Origin of the sequence: Neptunicella marina (assembly GCF_014270035.1) — a bacterium.
Taxonomy (GTDB): Bacteria; Pseudomonadota; Gammaproteobacteria; order Enterobacterales; family Alteromonadaceae; genus Neptunicella; species Neptunicella marina.
In genome coordinates, this window is the sequence record NZ_JACNEP010000008.1 from 113899 (window position 1) to 128650 (window position 14752).

At 43.3% G+C, this 14752-nt stretch carries 14 protein-coding genes; 3 read left to right on the forward strand and 11 right to left on the reverse strand.

Translation table 11 applies throughout. The features are described 5' to 3' along the window. Positions 1 to 27: 27 nt before the first annotated feature. Positions 28 to 1293, reverse strand: coding sequence for a transcription termination factor Rho (gene rho, locus H8B19_RS11815; protein WP_186507094.1), 1266 nt, complete (start codon positions 1291 to 1293; stop codon positions 28 to 30). A 297-nt stretch (positions 1294 to 1590) separates the two neighbouring features. Next, on the reverse strand, positions 1591 to 1917 hold the full coding sequence (gene trxA / locus H8B19_RS11820) for a thioredoxin TrxA (protein WP_186507095.1): 327 nt from the start codon (positions 1915 to 1917) through the stop codon (positions 1591 to 1593). 105 nt (positions 1918 to 2022) lie between these two features. On the opposite strand from trxA, the gene rhlB reads away from it, so the two are divergent. Further along, positions 2023 to 3288 (forward strand): ATP-dependent RNA helicase RhlB, encoded by a 1266-nt coding sequence (rhlB, locus tag H8B19_RS11825; protein WP_186507096.1) that lies wholly within the window; start codon positions 2023 to 2025, stop codon positions 3286 to 3288. Then, positions 3288 to 4799 (forward strand): Ppx/GppA phosphatase family protein, encoded by a 1512-nt coding sequence (locus H8B19_RS11830; protein ID WP_186507097.1) that lies wholly within the window; start codon positions 3288 to 3290, stop codon positions 4797 to 4799. Before rhlB ends, H8B19_RS11830 begins: the two co-directional genes overlap by 1 nt. 71 nt (positions 4800 to 4870) lie before the next feature. On the opposite strand, the gene hemB is transcribed toward H8B19_RS11830, so the two are convergent. From hemB to ubiE, 9 genes are all read right to left on the reverse strand, one after another. Beyond that, positions 4871 to 5869 (reverse strand): porphobilinogen synthase, encoded by a 999-nt coding sequence (gene hemB / locus H8B19_RS11835; protein WP_186507098.1) that lies wholly within the window; start codon positions 5867 to 5869, stop codon positions 4871 to 4873. Then, positions 5866 to 7758: a sensor domain-containing diguanylate cyclase gene (locus tag H8B19_RS11840; RefSeq protein WP_186507099.1), complete on the reverse strand. Its 1893-nt coding sequence runs from the start codon at positions 7756 to 7758 to the stop codon at positions 5866 to 5868. The genes hemB and H8B19_RS11840 overlap by 4 nt, the downstream gene beginning before the upstream one ends. A gap of 19 nt (positions 7759 to 7777) precedes the next feature. Continuing rightward, on the reverse strand, positions 7778 to 8572 hold the full coding sequence (locus H8B19_RS11845; protein WP_186507100.1) for a TatD family hydrolase: 795 nt from the start codon (positions 8570 to 8572) through the stop codon (positions 7778 to 7780). Between the two features lie 2 nt (positions 8573 to 8574). Further along, entirely contained in the window at positions 8575 to 9321 is a 747-nt protein-coding gene (gene tatC / locus H8B19_RS11850; protein ID WP_186507101.1) for a twin-arginine translocase subunit TatC, read from the reverse strand. Then, positions 9296 to 9622, reverse strand: a complete 327-nt coding sequence (gene tatB / locus H8B19_RS11855; protein ID WP_186507102.1) for a Sec-independent protein translocase protein TatB — start codon at positions 9620 to 9622, stop codon at positions 9296 to 9298. Before tatB ends, tatC begins: the two co-directional genes overlap by 26 nt. Positions 9623 to 9625: 3 nt before the next feature. Next, positions 9626 to 9862 carry a Sec-independent protein translocase subunit TatA gene (gene tatA / locus H8B19_RS11860; RefSeq protein ID WP_186507103.1) on the reverse strand — a complete coding sequence of 79 codons (237 nt, stop codon included), beginning with the start codon at positions 9860 to 9862 and terminating at the stop codon, positions 9626 to 9628. A 119-nt stretch (positions 9863 to 9981) separates the two neighbouring features. Then, positions 9982 to 11610, reverse strand: coding sequence for a ubiquinone biosynthesis regulatory protein kinase UbiB (gene ubiB, locus H8B19_RS11865; RefSeq protein WP_186507104.1), 1629 nt, complete (start codon positions 11608 to 11610; stop codon positions 9982 to 9984). A gap of 3 nt (positions 11611 to 11613) precedes the next feature. Beyond that, the gene (locus tag H8B19_RS11870) at positions 11614 to 12225 is read right to left on the reverse strand and encodes a ubiquinone biosynthesis accessory factor UbiJ (protein ID WP_186507105.1); all 612 of its coding nucleotides are present in this window, start codon (positions 12223 to 12225) and stop codon (positions 11614 to 11616) included. Next, positions 12225 to 12977, reverse strand: coding sequence for a bifunctional demethylmenaquinone methyltransferase/2-methoxy-6-polyprenyl-1,4-benzoquinol methylase UbiE (gene ubiE, locus H8B19_RS11875; RefSeq protein WP_186507106.1), 753 nt, complete (start codon positions 12975 to 12977; stop codon positions 12225 to 12227). The genes H8B19_RS11870 and ubiE overlap by 1 nt, the downstream gene beginning before the upstream one ends. 200 nt (positions 12978 to 13177) lie before the next feature. On the opposite strand from ubiE, the gene H8B19_RS11880 reads away from it, so the two are divergent. Beyond that, on the forward strand, positions 13178 to 14698 hold the full coding sequence (locus H8B19_RS11880; RefSeq protein ID WP_186507107.1) for a putative bifunctional diguanylate cyclase/phosphodiesterase: 1521 nt from the start codon (positions 13178 to 13180) through the stop codon (positions 14696 to 14698). Positions 14699 to 14752: the final 54 nt, after the last annotated feature.

The following is a 14752-nucleotide window of genomic DNA, read 5'->3' on the forward strand; positions in this document are numbered from 1 at the left end:
CTTTTTTACCTGCATTTCTAATGCAAATTAACTTTTTTGGCGACGCATTGCGGTAAAGAATTCGTCGTTAGTTTTAGTCATTTGCAACTTATCGATTAGGAATTCCATCGCGTCAATTTCACTCATTTCGTGCACGATTTTACGCAGGATCCACATTTTCTGCAGTTCGTCCTGCGAGGTTAGTAACTCTTCACGGCGAGTCCCTGAACGGTTGAAATCAATCGCAGGGAATACACGTTTTTCGGCAATCTTGCGATTCAGGTGCAGTTCCATGTTACCTGTACCTTTAAACTCTTCGTAGATAACTTCGTCCATTTTCGAACCCGTATCAACCAAAGCTGTGGCGATAATAGTCAGGCTGCCACCTTCTTCTACGTTACGTGCAGCACCAAAGAAACGTTTGGGTTTGTGCAACGCGTTGGCATCCACACCACCGGTTAATACCTTACCTGATGATGGAATAACGGTGTTGTAAGCACGTGCTAAACGTGTAATGGAATCCAGTAAGATCACCACATCTTTTTTGTGCTCAACTAAACGTTTGGCCTTGGCAATTACCATTTCGGCAACCTGCACATGGCGACTCGCCGGCTCATCAAAAGTTGAAGCCACAACTTCGCCATTTACCATACGCTGCATCTCTGTCACTTCTTCCGGGCGTTCATCAATTAATAATACGATTAACTGACACTCGGGATGATTGGCTGAGATAGAGGTGGCAATATTTTGTAATAAAATGGTTTTACCCGCTTTAGGCGGAGCCACAATCAGACCACGCTGGCCACGACCAATTGGTGCCGCTAAATCCAGAACTCGCGCGGTGATATCTTCTGTACTGCCGTTACCACGCTCCATGCGCAAACGTTCGTTTGCATGCAATGGTGTGAGGTTTTCAAACAGGATTTTATTGCGGGAGTTTTCGGGTTTGTCGAAATTAACCTGGCTGATTTTTAGCAGGGCAAAATAACGTTCACTGTCTTTGGGAGGACGGATTTTACCGGAAATAGTGTCACCGGTACGCAAGTTAAAACGTCGTATTTGACTGGGTGAAACGTAGATATCATCTGGGCCAGCTAGGTAGGAAGAGTCCGCCGAGCGCAGGAAACCAAATCCATCTTGCAGGATTTCAAGCACACCATCACCGAAAATATCTTCGCCGCTTTTGGCGTGCGCTTTCAGTATAGAGAATATGATGTCTTGCTTGCGTGTGCGGGCCATGTTTTCGAGGCCCATGTTAGTTGCTAAATCAACAAGTTCGTTGATGGATTTATTTTTAAGTTCCGTTAGATTCATAGGTGGGTCTTTCTACTTGAGTCGGCTCTCAACTGCCTGGTTGCTTGAAAAATGATTCTGTTTCTATAGTTAATTATCGCTGGGATGAAGCGAATATTTGGTAAGTGTCCTGACGTGGACTGCTTAAACTTAGCACCAATTAAACAGGAGGTCTAGATAACAAGCTGCAAATTTCACCCAAATACATCAAAACGTTAAATTTTTACGGGTTTTAGCAGTGGCTGAGTCGTTAGTTTGTATTGTTTTAGGAAAGTACTTACCAGCCAACGTTAATGCTGGCCGGTAAAATACAGATGCTTAGATGTTTTCGTTCAAAAACTCAACTAACTGAGTCTTTGATAACGCACCTACTTTAGTGGCAGCAACATTACCGTCTTTAAATAACAGTAAAGTAGGAATGCCACGGATACCATATTTAGGCGGTGTATCACTATTTTGGTCGACATTCAGTTTGCCAACTGTTACTTTGCCATCAAATTCTTCTGCAACTTCATTCAGGATTGGCGCAATCATTTTACAAGGGCCGCACCATTCTGCCCAGAAGTCTACTAATACGGGGCCTGCCGCATTGATAACATCGGCATCAAAGCTATCATCGGACAGCTGGATAATCTTGTCGCTCATTCTTTTCTCCGGTATACAAAGGCTCGTGATACTATCTCACGCATTTACAAGTGGCTATTTATATAGAAACTGTTTTTTAATGCAAGCACTGATAAGCTATAAGCTATGCAAACGACACATTTAACAGAAACACATTTTTCCAACCTGCCAATTCATCCTGACGTACTCAGTGGATTGCGCGAGGCCAACTTCGAACATTGTACGCCAATTCAGGCATTAAGTATTCCCCATTTACTTGGTGGTCAGGATATTGCCGGGCAAGCGCAAACGGGAACCGGTAAAACCATTGCCTTTTTGGTTTCAACCTTTCATCACCTGCTAACTCATCATGAAACCCGCACCGGTCAGCCCAGAGCGATTATCATGGCGCCAACCCGTGAGCTGGCCGTACAAATCCATAAAGACGCGCTGTTATTAAGCCAGCATACCGGTTTAAGTCTGGGGTTGATTTACGGTGGCGAAGGTTATCAAAGCCAAAAAGAACAACTGGAAGCCGGTGTCGATATCGTCATCGGTACCACAGGTCGAATTCTGGACTACTACAAACAAGGTATTTTTTCGCTGGAACATATTCAGGTGATGGTGCTGGATGAAGCGGATCGTATGCTTGATTTGGGCTTCATTAAAGATATTCGTTTTCTATTGCGCCGCATGCCCAGTCCGGAAAAACGCCTGAACATGTTGTTTTCAGCCACCTTGTCCTTCCGTGTACAGGAACTGGCTTATGAACATATGAATAACCCGGTTCATGTACAGGTTGATGCTGAAAATATGACAGCCAGCCGCATTCAGGAAGAGCTCTTTTATCCGTCGAACGAAGATAAAATGTTGCTGTTACTGACATTACTGGAAGAAGAGTGGCCGGATAAAGCCATTGTTTTTACCAACACCAAGCAGGATTGTGAAAAAGTGACAGCCTGGATGCAGGCAGATAAACACCGGGTGGGTTTATTAAGTGGTGATGTCCCGCAGAAAAAACGCCTGCAGATTTTGGATAAATTTACTAAAGGACAACTGGATTTTCTGGTGGCGACTGACGTTGCCGCGCGTGGTTTACACATTGATAAAGTAACCCATGTTTTTAACTATGACTTACCTGATGATCCGGAAGATTATGTGCACCGCATTGGCCGTACGGGGCGTGCTGGCGCCACAGGTCATGCGATTAGCTTTGCCTGTGAAAAGTATGCGCTGAATTTACCTGCTATTGAGGAATATATCCGGCACCCTATTCCGGTGACTGATTATTTGTCTGATGCTTTATTAGATGATGTTAAAGCACCGCGTTATAACCGTAAGAAACGCATGCAAAGTGGTAAAACCTATAATAAACGTGGATCATCCAACGGGCGTAAACATAACAATAAATAATGAGTAACGGACTGGCGAATAATGCCTTATCGCAAGAGCATCTGTACGCAGCAATTGATCTTGGTTCAAATAGCTTTCATATGGTTATCGTCAAGGTTGCTGCCGGTTCGGTGCAGATCATCGGTAAGGTAAAACAAAAAATCCGTTTAGCAGCAGGGCTGGACGAAAACTCTAATCTTGATATGGCCAGTATGCAACGAGGCTGGGATTGTTTGCATGCTTTTGCTGAACGTATTCAGGATATTCCCAAGGAAAACCTGCGGGTAGTGGCGACTGCAACCTTGCGTCTGGCCAAAAATGCAGACGTATTTTTGCAAAAAGGTCAGCAAATCCTTAGTCATCCAATCGAAGTTATTTCCGGTGAAGAAGAAGCACATCAGATTTATTTAGGTGTGGCCTATACCTCAGCCAATCAGGGACAAACTCTGGTCATCGATATTGGCGGCGCCAGCACTGAAATTATTGTTGGTGAAGATTTCGAGCCATTACAGCTCACCAGCCTTAATATGGGCTGTGTTACCTATCTTGAAAAGTTCTTTAGCGATGGCATGTTATCGGCTGCTAATTTTGAGCAGGCGATTAGCGCCGCTAAAGAACAGGTATCTCAGATTGCAGAAATGTTTATTCCCTATAACTGGCTGCAATGTATGGGGGCGTCGGGTACGCCACAAGCCATTGTGGAAATACTGGTTACCCAAGGGGTAAATGACAGCATTCGACTGGAATACCTGCACAATCTCAGACAGCAATGCATTGATTGTGTAAAACATGCAGATCTTGATATTCAGGGACTGGAAGACAGTCGTAAACAGCCCTTCCCCAGTGGTTTGGCGATTCTTATCGCTTTATTTGAAGAGTTGAATATTGAAGAAATGCACATTTCCGGTGGCGCATTACGAGAAGGCCTGATTTACGGCATGCTGGAAGATATGCGTGAAGACAATATTCGTCAGCAAGCGATCTTTCAACTGGCACAACGTTTTCATATCGATACTGCACAAGCGCTTCGGGTTACCGCTACCGCAGCTGGATTTTACAATCAGTTGCCGGCTAAATGCTGGTCAGCCAATTTTGATGCTGAAGGTATTTTACAGGCCGCAGCGATGTTGCATGAAATCGGCTTGCATATTGAATATAAAAGTCATCATTTACATGCGGCTTATTTACTCAGCTTTATTGACTTGCAGGGCTACTCCAAATTACAGCGTGATTGTATTCGTGCCGTGGTAACTAATTTTCGTCAACAAATTGATGTGGGTGCGTTTGCCGGGTTTCACGTACATATTCGGCGTAATATTATTTTGCTGACGCGGATTTTACGAATTGCAGTTATCTTGTGTATTCGCCGTAATGACAACGCGCAGCCTTCGATGTTAATTGCGATCAATGATGATCATTTATATCTTCAGTTTCCACCTGGCTGGTTAAAAGCCCATCCATTAATTGATGCAGAGCTGGCAAATGAAAGGTGGTTGCAACATAAAGCTGGCTGGGAGTTTAGTTGCGAATAAACTTTTTGATTTGGAAAATAAAAAGCCAGTTTCAGTGACTGGCTTTTTTTATGAATAAACTTAATAGCTAATTAACGAGTCAGTAGTTGGGCAGCCTGTTTAGCAAAATAGGTCAGAATCCCGTCTGCACCTGCGCGTTTAAATGCTTGCAATGATTCAATGATGACCTGCACCTCATCTAACCAACCGTTGTCAAAAGCTGCTTTGTGCATGGCATATTCGCCACTTACCTGATATGCGAATGTAGGTACACCAAACTGTTGTTTGCAACGTTGGACAATATCCAGATACGGCATACCCGGTTTTACCATCACCATATCCGCCCCTTCACTAATATCCATGGCTATTTCCTGTAATGCTTCATTACTATTAGCAAAATCCATTTGATAGGTTTTTTTATTGCCGCCTTTAATGTTGCCAGCTGAGCCGACTGCATCCCGAAAAGGGCCGTAATAATGTGAGGCATATTTGGCTGAGTAGGCCATAATGGCTGTATTGTTATATTGTGCTGATTCCAAAGCTGCTCTGATTGCGCCAATACGACCATCCATCATATCTGATGGCGCAACAACATCAGCACCTGCCTCGGCATGAGAAAGCGCCTGTTTGACTAACACATCTATGGTTGCATCGTTCATGACATAGCCATTTGAATCGATCAATCCATCCTGACCATGGGATGTAAAAGGATCTAATGCCACATCAGTAATGACGGCGATGTCAGGAACCTGTGATTTCAATTCGCGAACAGCGCGTTGCGCCAACCCTTCGGGGTTATAGGCCTCGCTAGCGCATTCACTTTTTTTATCCATTGGTGTAACCGGGAACAAAGCGATAGCTGGTATACCTAAATCAGCAAGCTGTCTGGCTTCTTTTACCAGTAAATCAATTGAAACTCGCTCAATTCCGGGCATTGAAGGTATTGTTTGTGTTTGATTGCTACCCTGAATAACAAACATCGGATAGATTAAATCGTTTACTGTTAATTGTGACTCGGCAACCAGTCGGCGTAAGTTGTCATTGCTACGTAAACGACGCAAACGAGAATTGGGAAATTGGCGTTCAATCATGATTTGTGTATTTCCTGTGAATCGGCAGACAGGGAGCATTCAATACGGTCTCGGCCATTGTTTTTCGCCTGATACAGCATTTTATCTGCCTGTTGGAGAAGGTGTTCTTCAATTGTATCCATGTTGATAATCGCGGTAGCGATACCGCAACTTACCGTCATTGATATGTCACCAGCCGGTGTATGTGCCGGTGTATAGCGGATTTCTGTCATTAGTTGCTCAAGCAAGGTATAAGCTCCATCCTGGTCGGTATTGGGTAACAACAACGCAAATTCTTCCCCACCGTAACGGAATACTTCGTCGCTGGGACGTTTGGCAATTTGTAAAATTTGCCTGGCGATAAAGCGGATGCATTCATCTCCAACCAGATGGCCATGAGTGTCATTGATCCTTTTAAAATGGTCTATGTCGATCATGGCGATGGACAACGGAGTCTGTTCACGACGACTACGACGTACTTCCGCAATATATTTTTTATCAAAGTGACGACGGTTTTTAACGCCGGTTAAGGCATCAATGGTGTTTATTTTTTCCAGTTCCTGATTTTTCTCAGACAATTCACGCAGCGCAATTTCAAGCTCCAGTGTTCGCTCTCCGACGTTATATTCCAGTTCTTCCTGAGCTTGTTGTTGTGCCTGATTAAATTGCTCTTGCGCCAGGCGCAGCTCGCGTTCTTGTTGCAAATTTTGCTTATAGGTTTCAATAAATTTATAACGTTGTTCGCTGTAATCGAGTGCCAGTACCAGAGCAAATAAAGTAGTTTCGACCATAGTTGCCAGCATTAACAGATAATGGGCGTGGATAGGCAGGCCGATTAAATTTAACGATTCCAGACAGGATGCCAGTCCGACTACAAATAACGGTGACCAGGCCAGAGTATAGGTTCGTGCCAGCCTGACCTTTTTGAGACTGAAATAAATACTGATAACAAACAACAGCAATAAACACAGACTAAGACCATATAATAAAAAGGGTAAATGGATTTGCAGTGGTGTAATGGGTGAGCTGATTAATGAAAGTAAGAAAGCCCAGGACAACCACTTCATCAGTTTGTGTAAACCTTGATTGTGCTGTTTTATATCCAGTAACTGGTCGGTAAATTGAATTGCAAAATAACAGGTCGCGCTGGCCAGTAACGGCATGCTAAAACTTTGAAGCCATAAGCTATTTGGCCACAAGTATTTAAACGTCAAACCGTTAATCGTAGCCAGTAATAAACTCAGGCAAAAGGTGAAAGCGCTGTAGATAAAAAAGTCAGCAGAGCCTGTGGTAAAAAAGAAAAACAGGTTACTGATCACCATTGCGGTTACAAATCCAAAAAACAACCCCATTAACAGGTTATGTTCACTGCTGTAAGTCACATAATCAGTCTCACGCCACAGGCTAATCGGGGCCCTTAAGGCGCCTTTTGACTGGATTTTTAAATATACCTTTGTCATGCCTGAGGCTGTTGGAACTGGGAATACAAAACGTTCATCCAGTCTTGGTCGTTCGCTAAATGGGAGCGCATCACCAGTGCGGTAATGTTTTAAGGATTGTTCATTTTCAAACCACACATCCAGATGATCCAGCAATGGAAACTCAAGTTCCATCAACCAGTTTTGGTTGTTATCCAATGCTGGGATATCGAATTTTAGCCAAATAGAATCATTGCTTAGCCCTAATGATTCGGGTGATTGAGTTAGCGTTTGCCATTGCTGCTGTTTTATCTGTGACAGGTCCAGCGTATTACTCTTATCCCGATATATGCTGACACCATTTTCCACTTGCAGAAAAGGTGGGGTTTGATGGTTTATTCGTCCAACCTGATAAACCCATAATAAACAAAATACAAAGGTTAAAATGATCAGAATGATTCTGAGCTGTTTAAATGGAATTGCTGGTAACATGATAGCTACAGACCGATTGTTACAGATGTAACTTGAACAGAGTTACAGCATTGTTGTAGGAAGATTGTTTAACATCCTCAACAGATACATTGCATAGCTGAGCATAATAACGTGCTACTTCTGCTAAATAGCAGGGTTCATTTAGTGAGACCTTCGGTTTTAATGTTTTGGGGGCAAGGTAGGGAGCATCGGTTTCTAATAATAAGCGGCTTAGTGGTAAATGTTGTACTGCCTCTTGCAGATCTGCACCGCGTTTGTCATCACATAACCAACCGGTAATGCCAATATATAAATCTAACTCCAGATAGGCCTGCATTTGTTTTAACGAGCCGGTAAAACAGTGCGCAACACCACCTACTAATTTATCGCGATAGCGTTTTAACAGTGTTATTTGTTCATCAAATGCATCCCGCTCATGCAAAAATACAGGCAGGCCTGTTTCCACTGCTAGTTCAAGTTGTGCTTCAAATACCGCAAGTTGCTTCTCTTTGGGGGAAAAATTACGGTTAAAGTCCAGACCACATTCGCCTATTGCTTTAACTACAGGATTTTGTACTAGTTGCTTAAGTTGAGAAACAAAATCTGGCGGTGCATCTTTAGCGTAATGTGGATGAATGCCTGCCGTAGAAAATAGTTGCTGCGGATATTGCTCGCATAAAGGGATTGCCGTCACCGATTCTTCGATATCTGTACCCGTGACTAATGCGCCACAAACACCTGTTTCCATCGCGCGTTGCATAACCTCATCAAACCGTGACAATAAACGCGGGTTTGTCAGGTTTAGACCAATATCAAACAGTGGCGCGTTGCTCATGATTATTCTTCCGCATGTTCCTGGTCTGTGTCTTCATGTCTACGGCCATATATGCCGCCTATAAACACGCCGACCTCAAACAACAGCCACATAGGGATCGCCAGTAAGGTTTGTGAAATAACATCGGGAGGTGTAAGCAACATACCCACAACAAAGACCGCCACTATCACATAAGGGCGTTTTTCACGTAGTGAATCCGGAGTGGTAATGCCCGTCCAGCACATCAGAATAATCGCGATTGGGATCTCAAACGACACACCAAAGGCAAAAAACAGTTTAAGCACTAGATCCAGATAATTGGTTATGTCAGTGGCAACCGTAACGCCTTCCGGTGCTACACCGGTGAAAAAGGCAAATGCCAGCGGAAATACCACAAAATAGGCAAAGGCAATACCCAGATAAAATAGTAGTGTGGATGAAAAAAGTAATGGCGCAATCAGCCTTTTTTCTTTGCGATATAATCCAGGCGCAATAAACCCCCAAATCTGATAGAGCACCACGGGAATAGCAATAAAAAAGGACAATACTATGGTGAGCTTTATAGGGGCGAAAAAGGGGGCGGTTACATCGGTCGCGATCATCTGCGTATTGCTTGGCATAGCCTCAAGCAATGGAGTTGCCAGCCAGTGATATAAATCATTGGCAAAATAAACCAAACACAAAAAAACCAGCAAAACGCTTATAAGCGCTTTAACCAGCCGGCTTCTTAATTCTATTAAATGCTCAATCAGGCTTTGTGCTGCTGCCATCTTCTGACTTTTTGTAAGGGTACTGGACGGATTTAGCCGATTCTTTCAGCTCATTAACACTGCGCTCAAGATCGGCTGGTAAATTTTGCATATTCATTTTTTCGGCTTTTTTGAGATCTTCATGTAACTCATGAATGCGCAGCTGTTCGCTCATTTCATGTTTAAAGCCAGTGGCCATCTGCTTTACGCTACGCAGTGTTCGGCTGGTTGAGCGTATTGCGCCAGGCAAACGCTCAGGCCCCAACACCAACAGGGCGACAATACCAACCAGCAATAATTCCCAAAAGCCGATATCAAACATAAACTACGCTTTTTCTTTGTCTTTTTCTGCTTGCTGTTCTTTGGCATTAACCGACTGGTCTGCAACTTTTTTTGCATCGTCAAAGTCAGCGTCTTTGTTTTCTTCATCGCCTAAAGCCTTTTTAAAGCCTTTAACCGCTGAACCTAAATCAGAGCCCAGATTACGGAACTTTTTGGTGCCGAAAACCAATACAACTATCAGTAAAATAATACCCAGCTGCCAAATGCTGATACCACCCATAATTCTCTCCAGTTTATATTTATGTCCGCTTCGGCATAATTTTCATTTAAAAATCGCCACCGAGGCTAATTCGATAGTGCCGTTTAATTTACGTTATTTTTAACCACATGAATATGCTGTTATTGGTTTTTTCGCCAGGCATGCCACCAACAATAAATGCCTAACCCTGCCACAATACCACTTATCCAGTGAGGAGCCTGATACAGCGGCAGTAAACAGGCCACAATCACCAGGGTACTGCCAACCTGCGTTGCATGTTTGTTGCGGGCGAGTTGTTGTTGTTGCTCAATTTGTTGCTGCTGCAATTGTCTTTGTTGTTCTGGAAACTGTTTAAGCTGTTTTAGTGTATCAAAGAACAGGTCTGGCGCATCTGGCAGCTTTTCTGACCAGTAAGGCAGATTATCAGCCATTTTTTTTAACATGGCTTTGACACCAATTTGTTCTTTCATCCAGTTCTCCAAAAAGGGTTTGGCTGTTTTCCATAAATCCAGCTGCGGGTACAACTGACGTCCTAAACCTTCTACATACAGTAATGTCTTTTGCAGTAATACCAGTTGCGGTTGTACCGTCATATTAAAACGACGAGCGGTATTAAACAGTTGTAACAGCACAATACCAAAGCTAATTTCGGCCAGTGGCTTTTGGAAGATTGGATCACATACCGAGCGAACCGCAGCTTCAAATTCGGTAACATTGGTATCCGCCGGAACCCAGCCAGAGTCGACGTGTAAGGTCGCCACTTTTAAATAATCACGATTAAAAAAGGCAACAAAGTTTTCCGCCAGATAACGTTTATCTTCGCTATTAAGTGTTCCCACTATGCCAAAATCAATACCAATATACTTGGGGTTTTGGGGATGTTCCCGTGAGACAAAAATATTGCCGGGATGCATGTCTGCATGGAAAAAACTGTCGCGGAAGACCTGAGTAAAAAATACTTCAACACCGCGCTCCGCAAGCAATTTCATATTGGTATTTTGTGCGTTAAGTTCATCTACGTTGGCAACAGGTATTCCGTATATGCGCTCCATTACCAGCACGTTTTTACTGCACAATTCCTGATAAATGTGCGGGATATACAAGGCCTCAGATTTCTCAAAATTACGACGCAGTTGAATACCATTGCCCGCTTCGGTTAATAAGTCCAGTTCATCGATTATGGTACGTTCATATTCATTGACCACTTCTACCGGGCGCAGGCGTTTACCGTCGGGTAGCCATTTTTTAACCAACACAGCCAGCGTGCGCATGAGGTCAATATCGGCCTCGATGGTGTGTTTGATATCAGGACGAATTACTTTAACGATAACCTGCTGTTGGTCTGATTTGAGCGTGGCGGTATGCACTTGTGCAATCGAGGCTGATGCCAAAGGAACCAGATTAAAATCGTCAAACAAGTCAGATAATTCATCGACGGCCAGCGCCTTTTGAATAATTTTCTTAGCTAACTCACCGTCAAAAGGTGCGACTTTATCCTGCAAAAAAGTGAGTTCATCGGCAATATCCGCAGGTAATAAATCACGTCGGGTAGATAGCATCTGGCCGAATTTAATAAAGATAGGACCTAAAGACTGCAGTGCCAGTCGCAAACGCTCGCCGCGAGTTTTATCGGGGTATTTGTTTTTAATCCAGAACGCGCTTAAACGAAAAATACGCGCATACCAAGGTAACCATTTGGCAGGGATCAGTTCATCCAGTCCATGTTCAAGTAAGGTTTTACCGATTTTATAAAGTCTGAGTGTTCTCACCGGCTACCCTTGTTGTTTCTGACTTAATCTTTTTAATCTCGCGTCCAGCCGTTCGGTATCGGAGCGAAGCTGATTAACAGCCTGACTGAACTGCTCTATTGCCATAGGGTGGGCAATCAATTGTTTTTCCTGAATCAGGGCATCACTCAGCCCTTGCTGAAGCTGTTGTCCATGCTCTTTGAAACGAGCTACTAACTGCTTTGCACCATAAATAGTTTGATGGGCCACTACATCGCCAGTATAAACCGATAACTGTTCTTCCCAGTCAATGTCTAACTCATTCAGCAATACACTAAAACTTTGTGCCACATGAATATCACCAATTAGCTCCAGTTCACGCTCCTGAATTAAGCGGGTTAGCTGGCTGGTATCTTTAAGTTTGTTTAACGTAGAAAGTGACAATGCGATACGGCAATCGGGTTGCTCAGCGGCTGTCATCAGTAAACTGATTTTGTCGTTAAAAATAAACGTTAATGGCCACGGCAGCTCTTTGACTGCCACCACCAACTGCTTACCGTTTAACGCTATCAAACGCTTCTGACTTGCTGGATCCAAGCTGAGCAATTTATTGATTGCGCTTTCGATGAACGCACCAGCCAATTGTGCTGCAGGCATTAAAATTTAAATCCACGGTGCAGGGCGACAATGCCGCCGGTAAGATTATGATAGGTGGTTTGTTCAAATCCCACCTGCTCCATCATACCTTTTAACGTTTCCTGATCCGGATGCATGCGGATCGATTCCGCCAGGTACTGGTAACTTTCCGCATCATTTGCCACTAACTGGCCAATTTTCGGCAGCAAGTGGAATGAATAGGCATCGTAGACTTTATTTAACAGCTCGTATTCAGGTTTGGAAAATTCCAGCACCAATAAACGGCCACCTGGTTTTAGCACGCGATACATGGATGCCAGCGCTTTATCTTTATCGGTGACGTTACGTAAGCCAAACGCAATAGTGATGATATCAAAGGTATTGTCAGGAAACGGCAGTGCTTCGGCGTTGGCTTGCACATATTCGACATTGCCTAAAATGCCCCGGTCACGCAATTTATCGCGGCCGACTTTAAGCATGCTGTCATTGATATCGGCCAGTACAACCTGTCCGGTGTTACCAACAATACGCGAAAATTTGGCGGTTAAATCACCAGTTCCACCCGCTAAATCCAGAACTTTCTGGCCCTGGCGAACACCACTGCAGTCTATGGTGAATCGTTTCCACAAACGATGGATGCCCATTGACATCAGATCATTCATCAAATCGTATTTGCCTGCCACGGAATGAAACACATCCGCCACCATCGATGCTTTTTGTGCTTTATCGACGTTTTTAAAACCAAAGTGTGTTTGTTCCTGTGGATCCTGCATGCTGTATCTCAATGATTAGGCTGTATTTTAGCCTGCAAGTTTAACGGAATATTGCTTAAAAACCGAGTGTATTGTGCCATCGTTTACGCAATATCAAACCACATAAGTTGAACGGCAAGTGGCTTCCTATTTTTAGCTAAACTGGTTACAGTGAACTGTGTGAAAAATAAACAATGTTAGTGGTGCCTGAGGTGAATGACATGGATGTTGAGGTTAAACGTTTTTTTGTAACGGCGAAGTCGGTGCAAATGGTTGTCGCTAAGTTGCTGGATTTGCAACTGATTTATCCTGTGGAACAGGCGTTCTTTTCACAACGATTAAACGGGTTAATCGGCAATAACTCTTTGCCTGAAATTCAAAGTTTTGCTGGCATTAAACATGATTTTTTGCTGTTTTCTCCCAATTCGCAACAGGCGCAATTTACATTGATAGCCTTAACGCAAAACACCACTACAGACAAACTCACACAGTTGATGAATCGAGCCTCATTAATTGAGGGTATTAATCAATGGCAACAAAATCTGAATGTCGATGAGAAGGTGGCATTATTTATTGTCGAACTGGACTCATTTAGCAAAATTAATGATGTTCTCGAACATGCTACCGGTGATTTGGTATTGTTTCATTTAGCCCGAAGGCTGGAAACTTTCTCACTATCTCCTTGTAAACTGGCCAGGTTGCACGGAGACGAATTTGGTTTAGCTGTCAGGGGCATTGTTGAACAAAAACAAATATGGCAAGTGGCAGCGTGGCTGGAGAAGCAATTTGAATCGCCTTTTGTTGTTGATGGCAGAACGCTCTATTTAAGTGCCAAAATTGGTATTTCTTCGCTGCCTTCTCCGGTAAAGGATGCGGCAGAATTAATTAAATCGGCTTATGTTGCATTGGCTCAGGCTGAAAAACAGCCTGTTGATATTTGCAGTTTTTATACCGAACAGTTTGCCGGAAAATTATCAGAGCAGCTATTACTTGAATCAGAATTAAATGATGCAATACGGCAGAAAAATCAGCTTGAGGTGTACTATCAGCCTAAACAATCACTGACATCAGGCAATATTGAAGGCGTCGAAGCATTGATTCGCTGGAATCACCCGGTAAATGGCATGGTTTCTCCTGCTGCTTTCATACCTGTGGCCGAACAAAGCGACTTGATATGCGATATTACCGATTTGGTTATTGAGCAGGTTTGTCAGGATCTGACAGTTTTTCGTCAACATGGATATAAACATCGTATCTCAATTAATATTTCTGCCCGCGATTTTATGCGTTCCGATTTTGTTGACAATGTTTTAGCCATTTTAAAACGTCATCATATTCTCCCGCAGGAGATCGAGCTGGAAATCACTGAGGGGGCATTTATCAGCGACTTTAGCCAATGTTGCAATGCTCTGAATAAACTGCGGGAAGCAGGATTTCAAATTTCGATTGATGATTTTGGTACCGGCTATAGTTCATTAAGTTATCTACGTAAGTTACCCGTTGATGTGCTTAAAATTGACATGAGTTTTGTGCGTGAAATTGAGCAGTCTGATGCAGTTAAACAAATCTTTAAATCGTTAATTGGTATTGCCCGTGCTTTAAAGTTAAAAGTGGTTGCCGAAGGCGTCGATAATCCGCAGCAACGTGAAGTACTGACTCAAATAGGCTGTGACCTAATTCAGGGGTATCTTTTGTCTAAACCACTAGCACTGGATAGTTTTCTTCAAAAGTGGTGTTCCTAATACTTGCTGAAATTTGTTGTGAGTGTTGTTCTGTTTAAACACGCTCTAATAATC

What these genes read in the sequence shown, in the direction of transcription:
- rho (WP_186507094.1), bottom strand. Translation starts at nt 1,293, where the DNA reads ATGAATCTAACGGAACTTAAAAATAAATCCATCAACGAACTTGTTGAT.
- H8B19_RS11840 (WP_186507099.1), bottom strand. Translation starts at nt 7,758, where the DNA reads ATGTTACCAGCAATTCCATTTAAACAGCTCAGAATCATTCTGATCATT.
- tatC (WP_186507101.1), bottom strand. Translation starts at nt 9,321, where the DNA reads ATGGCAGCAGCACAAAGCCTGATTGAGCATTTAATAGAATTAAGAAGC.
- tatA (WP_186507103.1), bottom strand. Translation starts at nt 9,862, where the DNA reads ATGGGTGGTATCAGCATTTGGCAGCTGGGTATTATTTTACTGATAGTT.
- H8B19_RS11830 (WP_186507097.1), top strand. Translation starts at nt 3,288, where the DNA reads ATGAGTAACGGACTGGCGAATAATGCCTTATCGCAAGAGCATCTGTAC.
- hemB (WP_186507098.1), bottom strand. Translation starts at nt 5,869, where the DNA reads ATGATTGAACGCCAATTTCCCAATTCTCGTTTGCGTCGTTTACGTAGC.
- ubiE (WP_186507106.1), bottom strand. Translation starts at nt 12,977, where the DNA reads ATGCAGGATCCACAGGAACAAACACACTTTGGTTTTAAAAACGTCGAT.
- H8B19_RS11880 (WP_186507107.1), top strand. Translation starts at nt 13,178, where the DNA reads ATGGATGTTGAGGTTAAACGTTTTTTTGTAACGGCGAAGTCGGTGCAA.
- trxA (WP_186507095.1), bottom strand. Translation starts at nt 1,917, where the DNA reads ATGAGCGACAAGATTATCCAGCTGTCCGATGATAGCTTTGATGCCGAT.
- H8B19_RS11870 (WP_186507105.1), bottom strand. Translation starts at nt 12,225, where the DNA reads ATGCCTGCAGCACAATTGGCTGGTGCGTTCATCGAAAGCGCAATCAAT.
- tatB (WP_186507102.1), bottom strand. Translation starts at nt 9,622, where the DNA reads ATGTTTGATATCGGCTTTTGGGAATTATTGCTGGTTGGTATTGTCGCC.
- rhlB (WP_186507096.1), top strand. Translation starts at nt 2,023, where the DNA reads ATGCAAACGACACATTTAACAGAAACACATTTTTCCAACCTGCCAATT.
- H8B19_RS11845 (WP_186507100.1), bottom strand. Translation starts at nt 8,572, where the DNA reads ATGAGCAACGCGCCACTGTTTGATATTGGTCTAAACCTGACAAACCCG.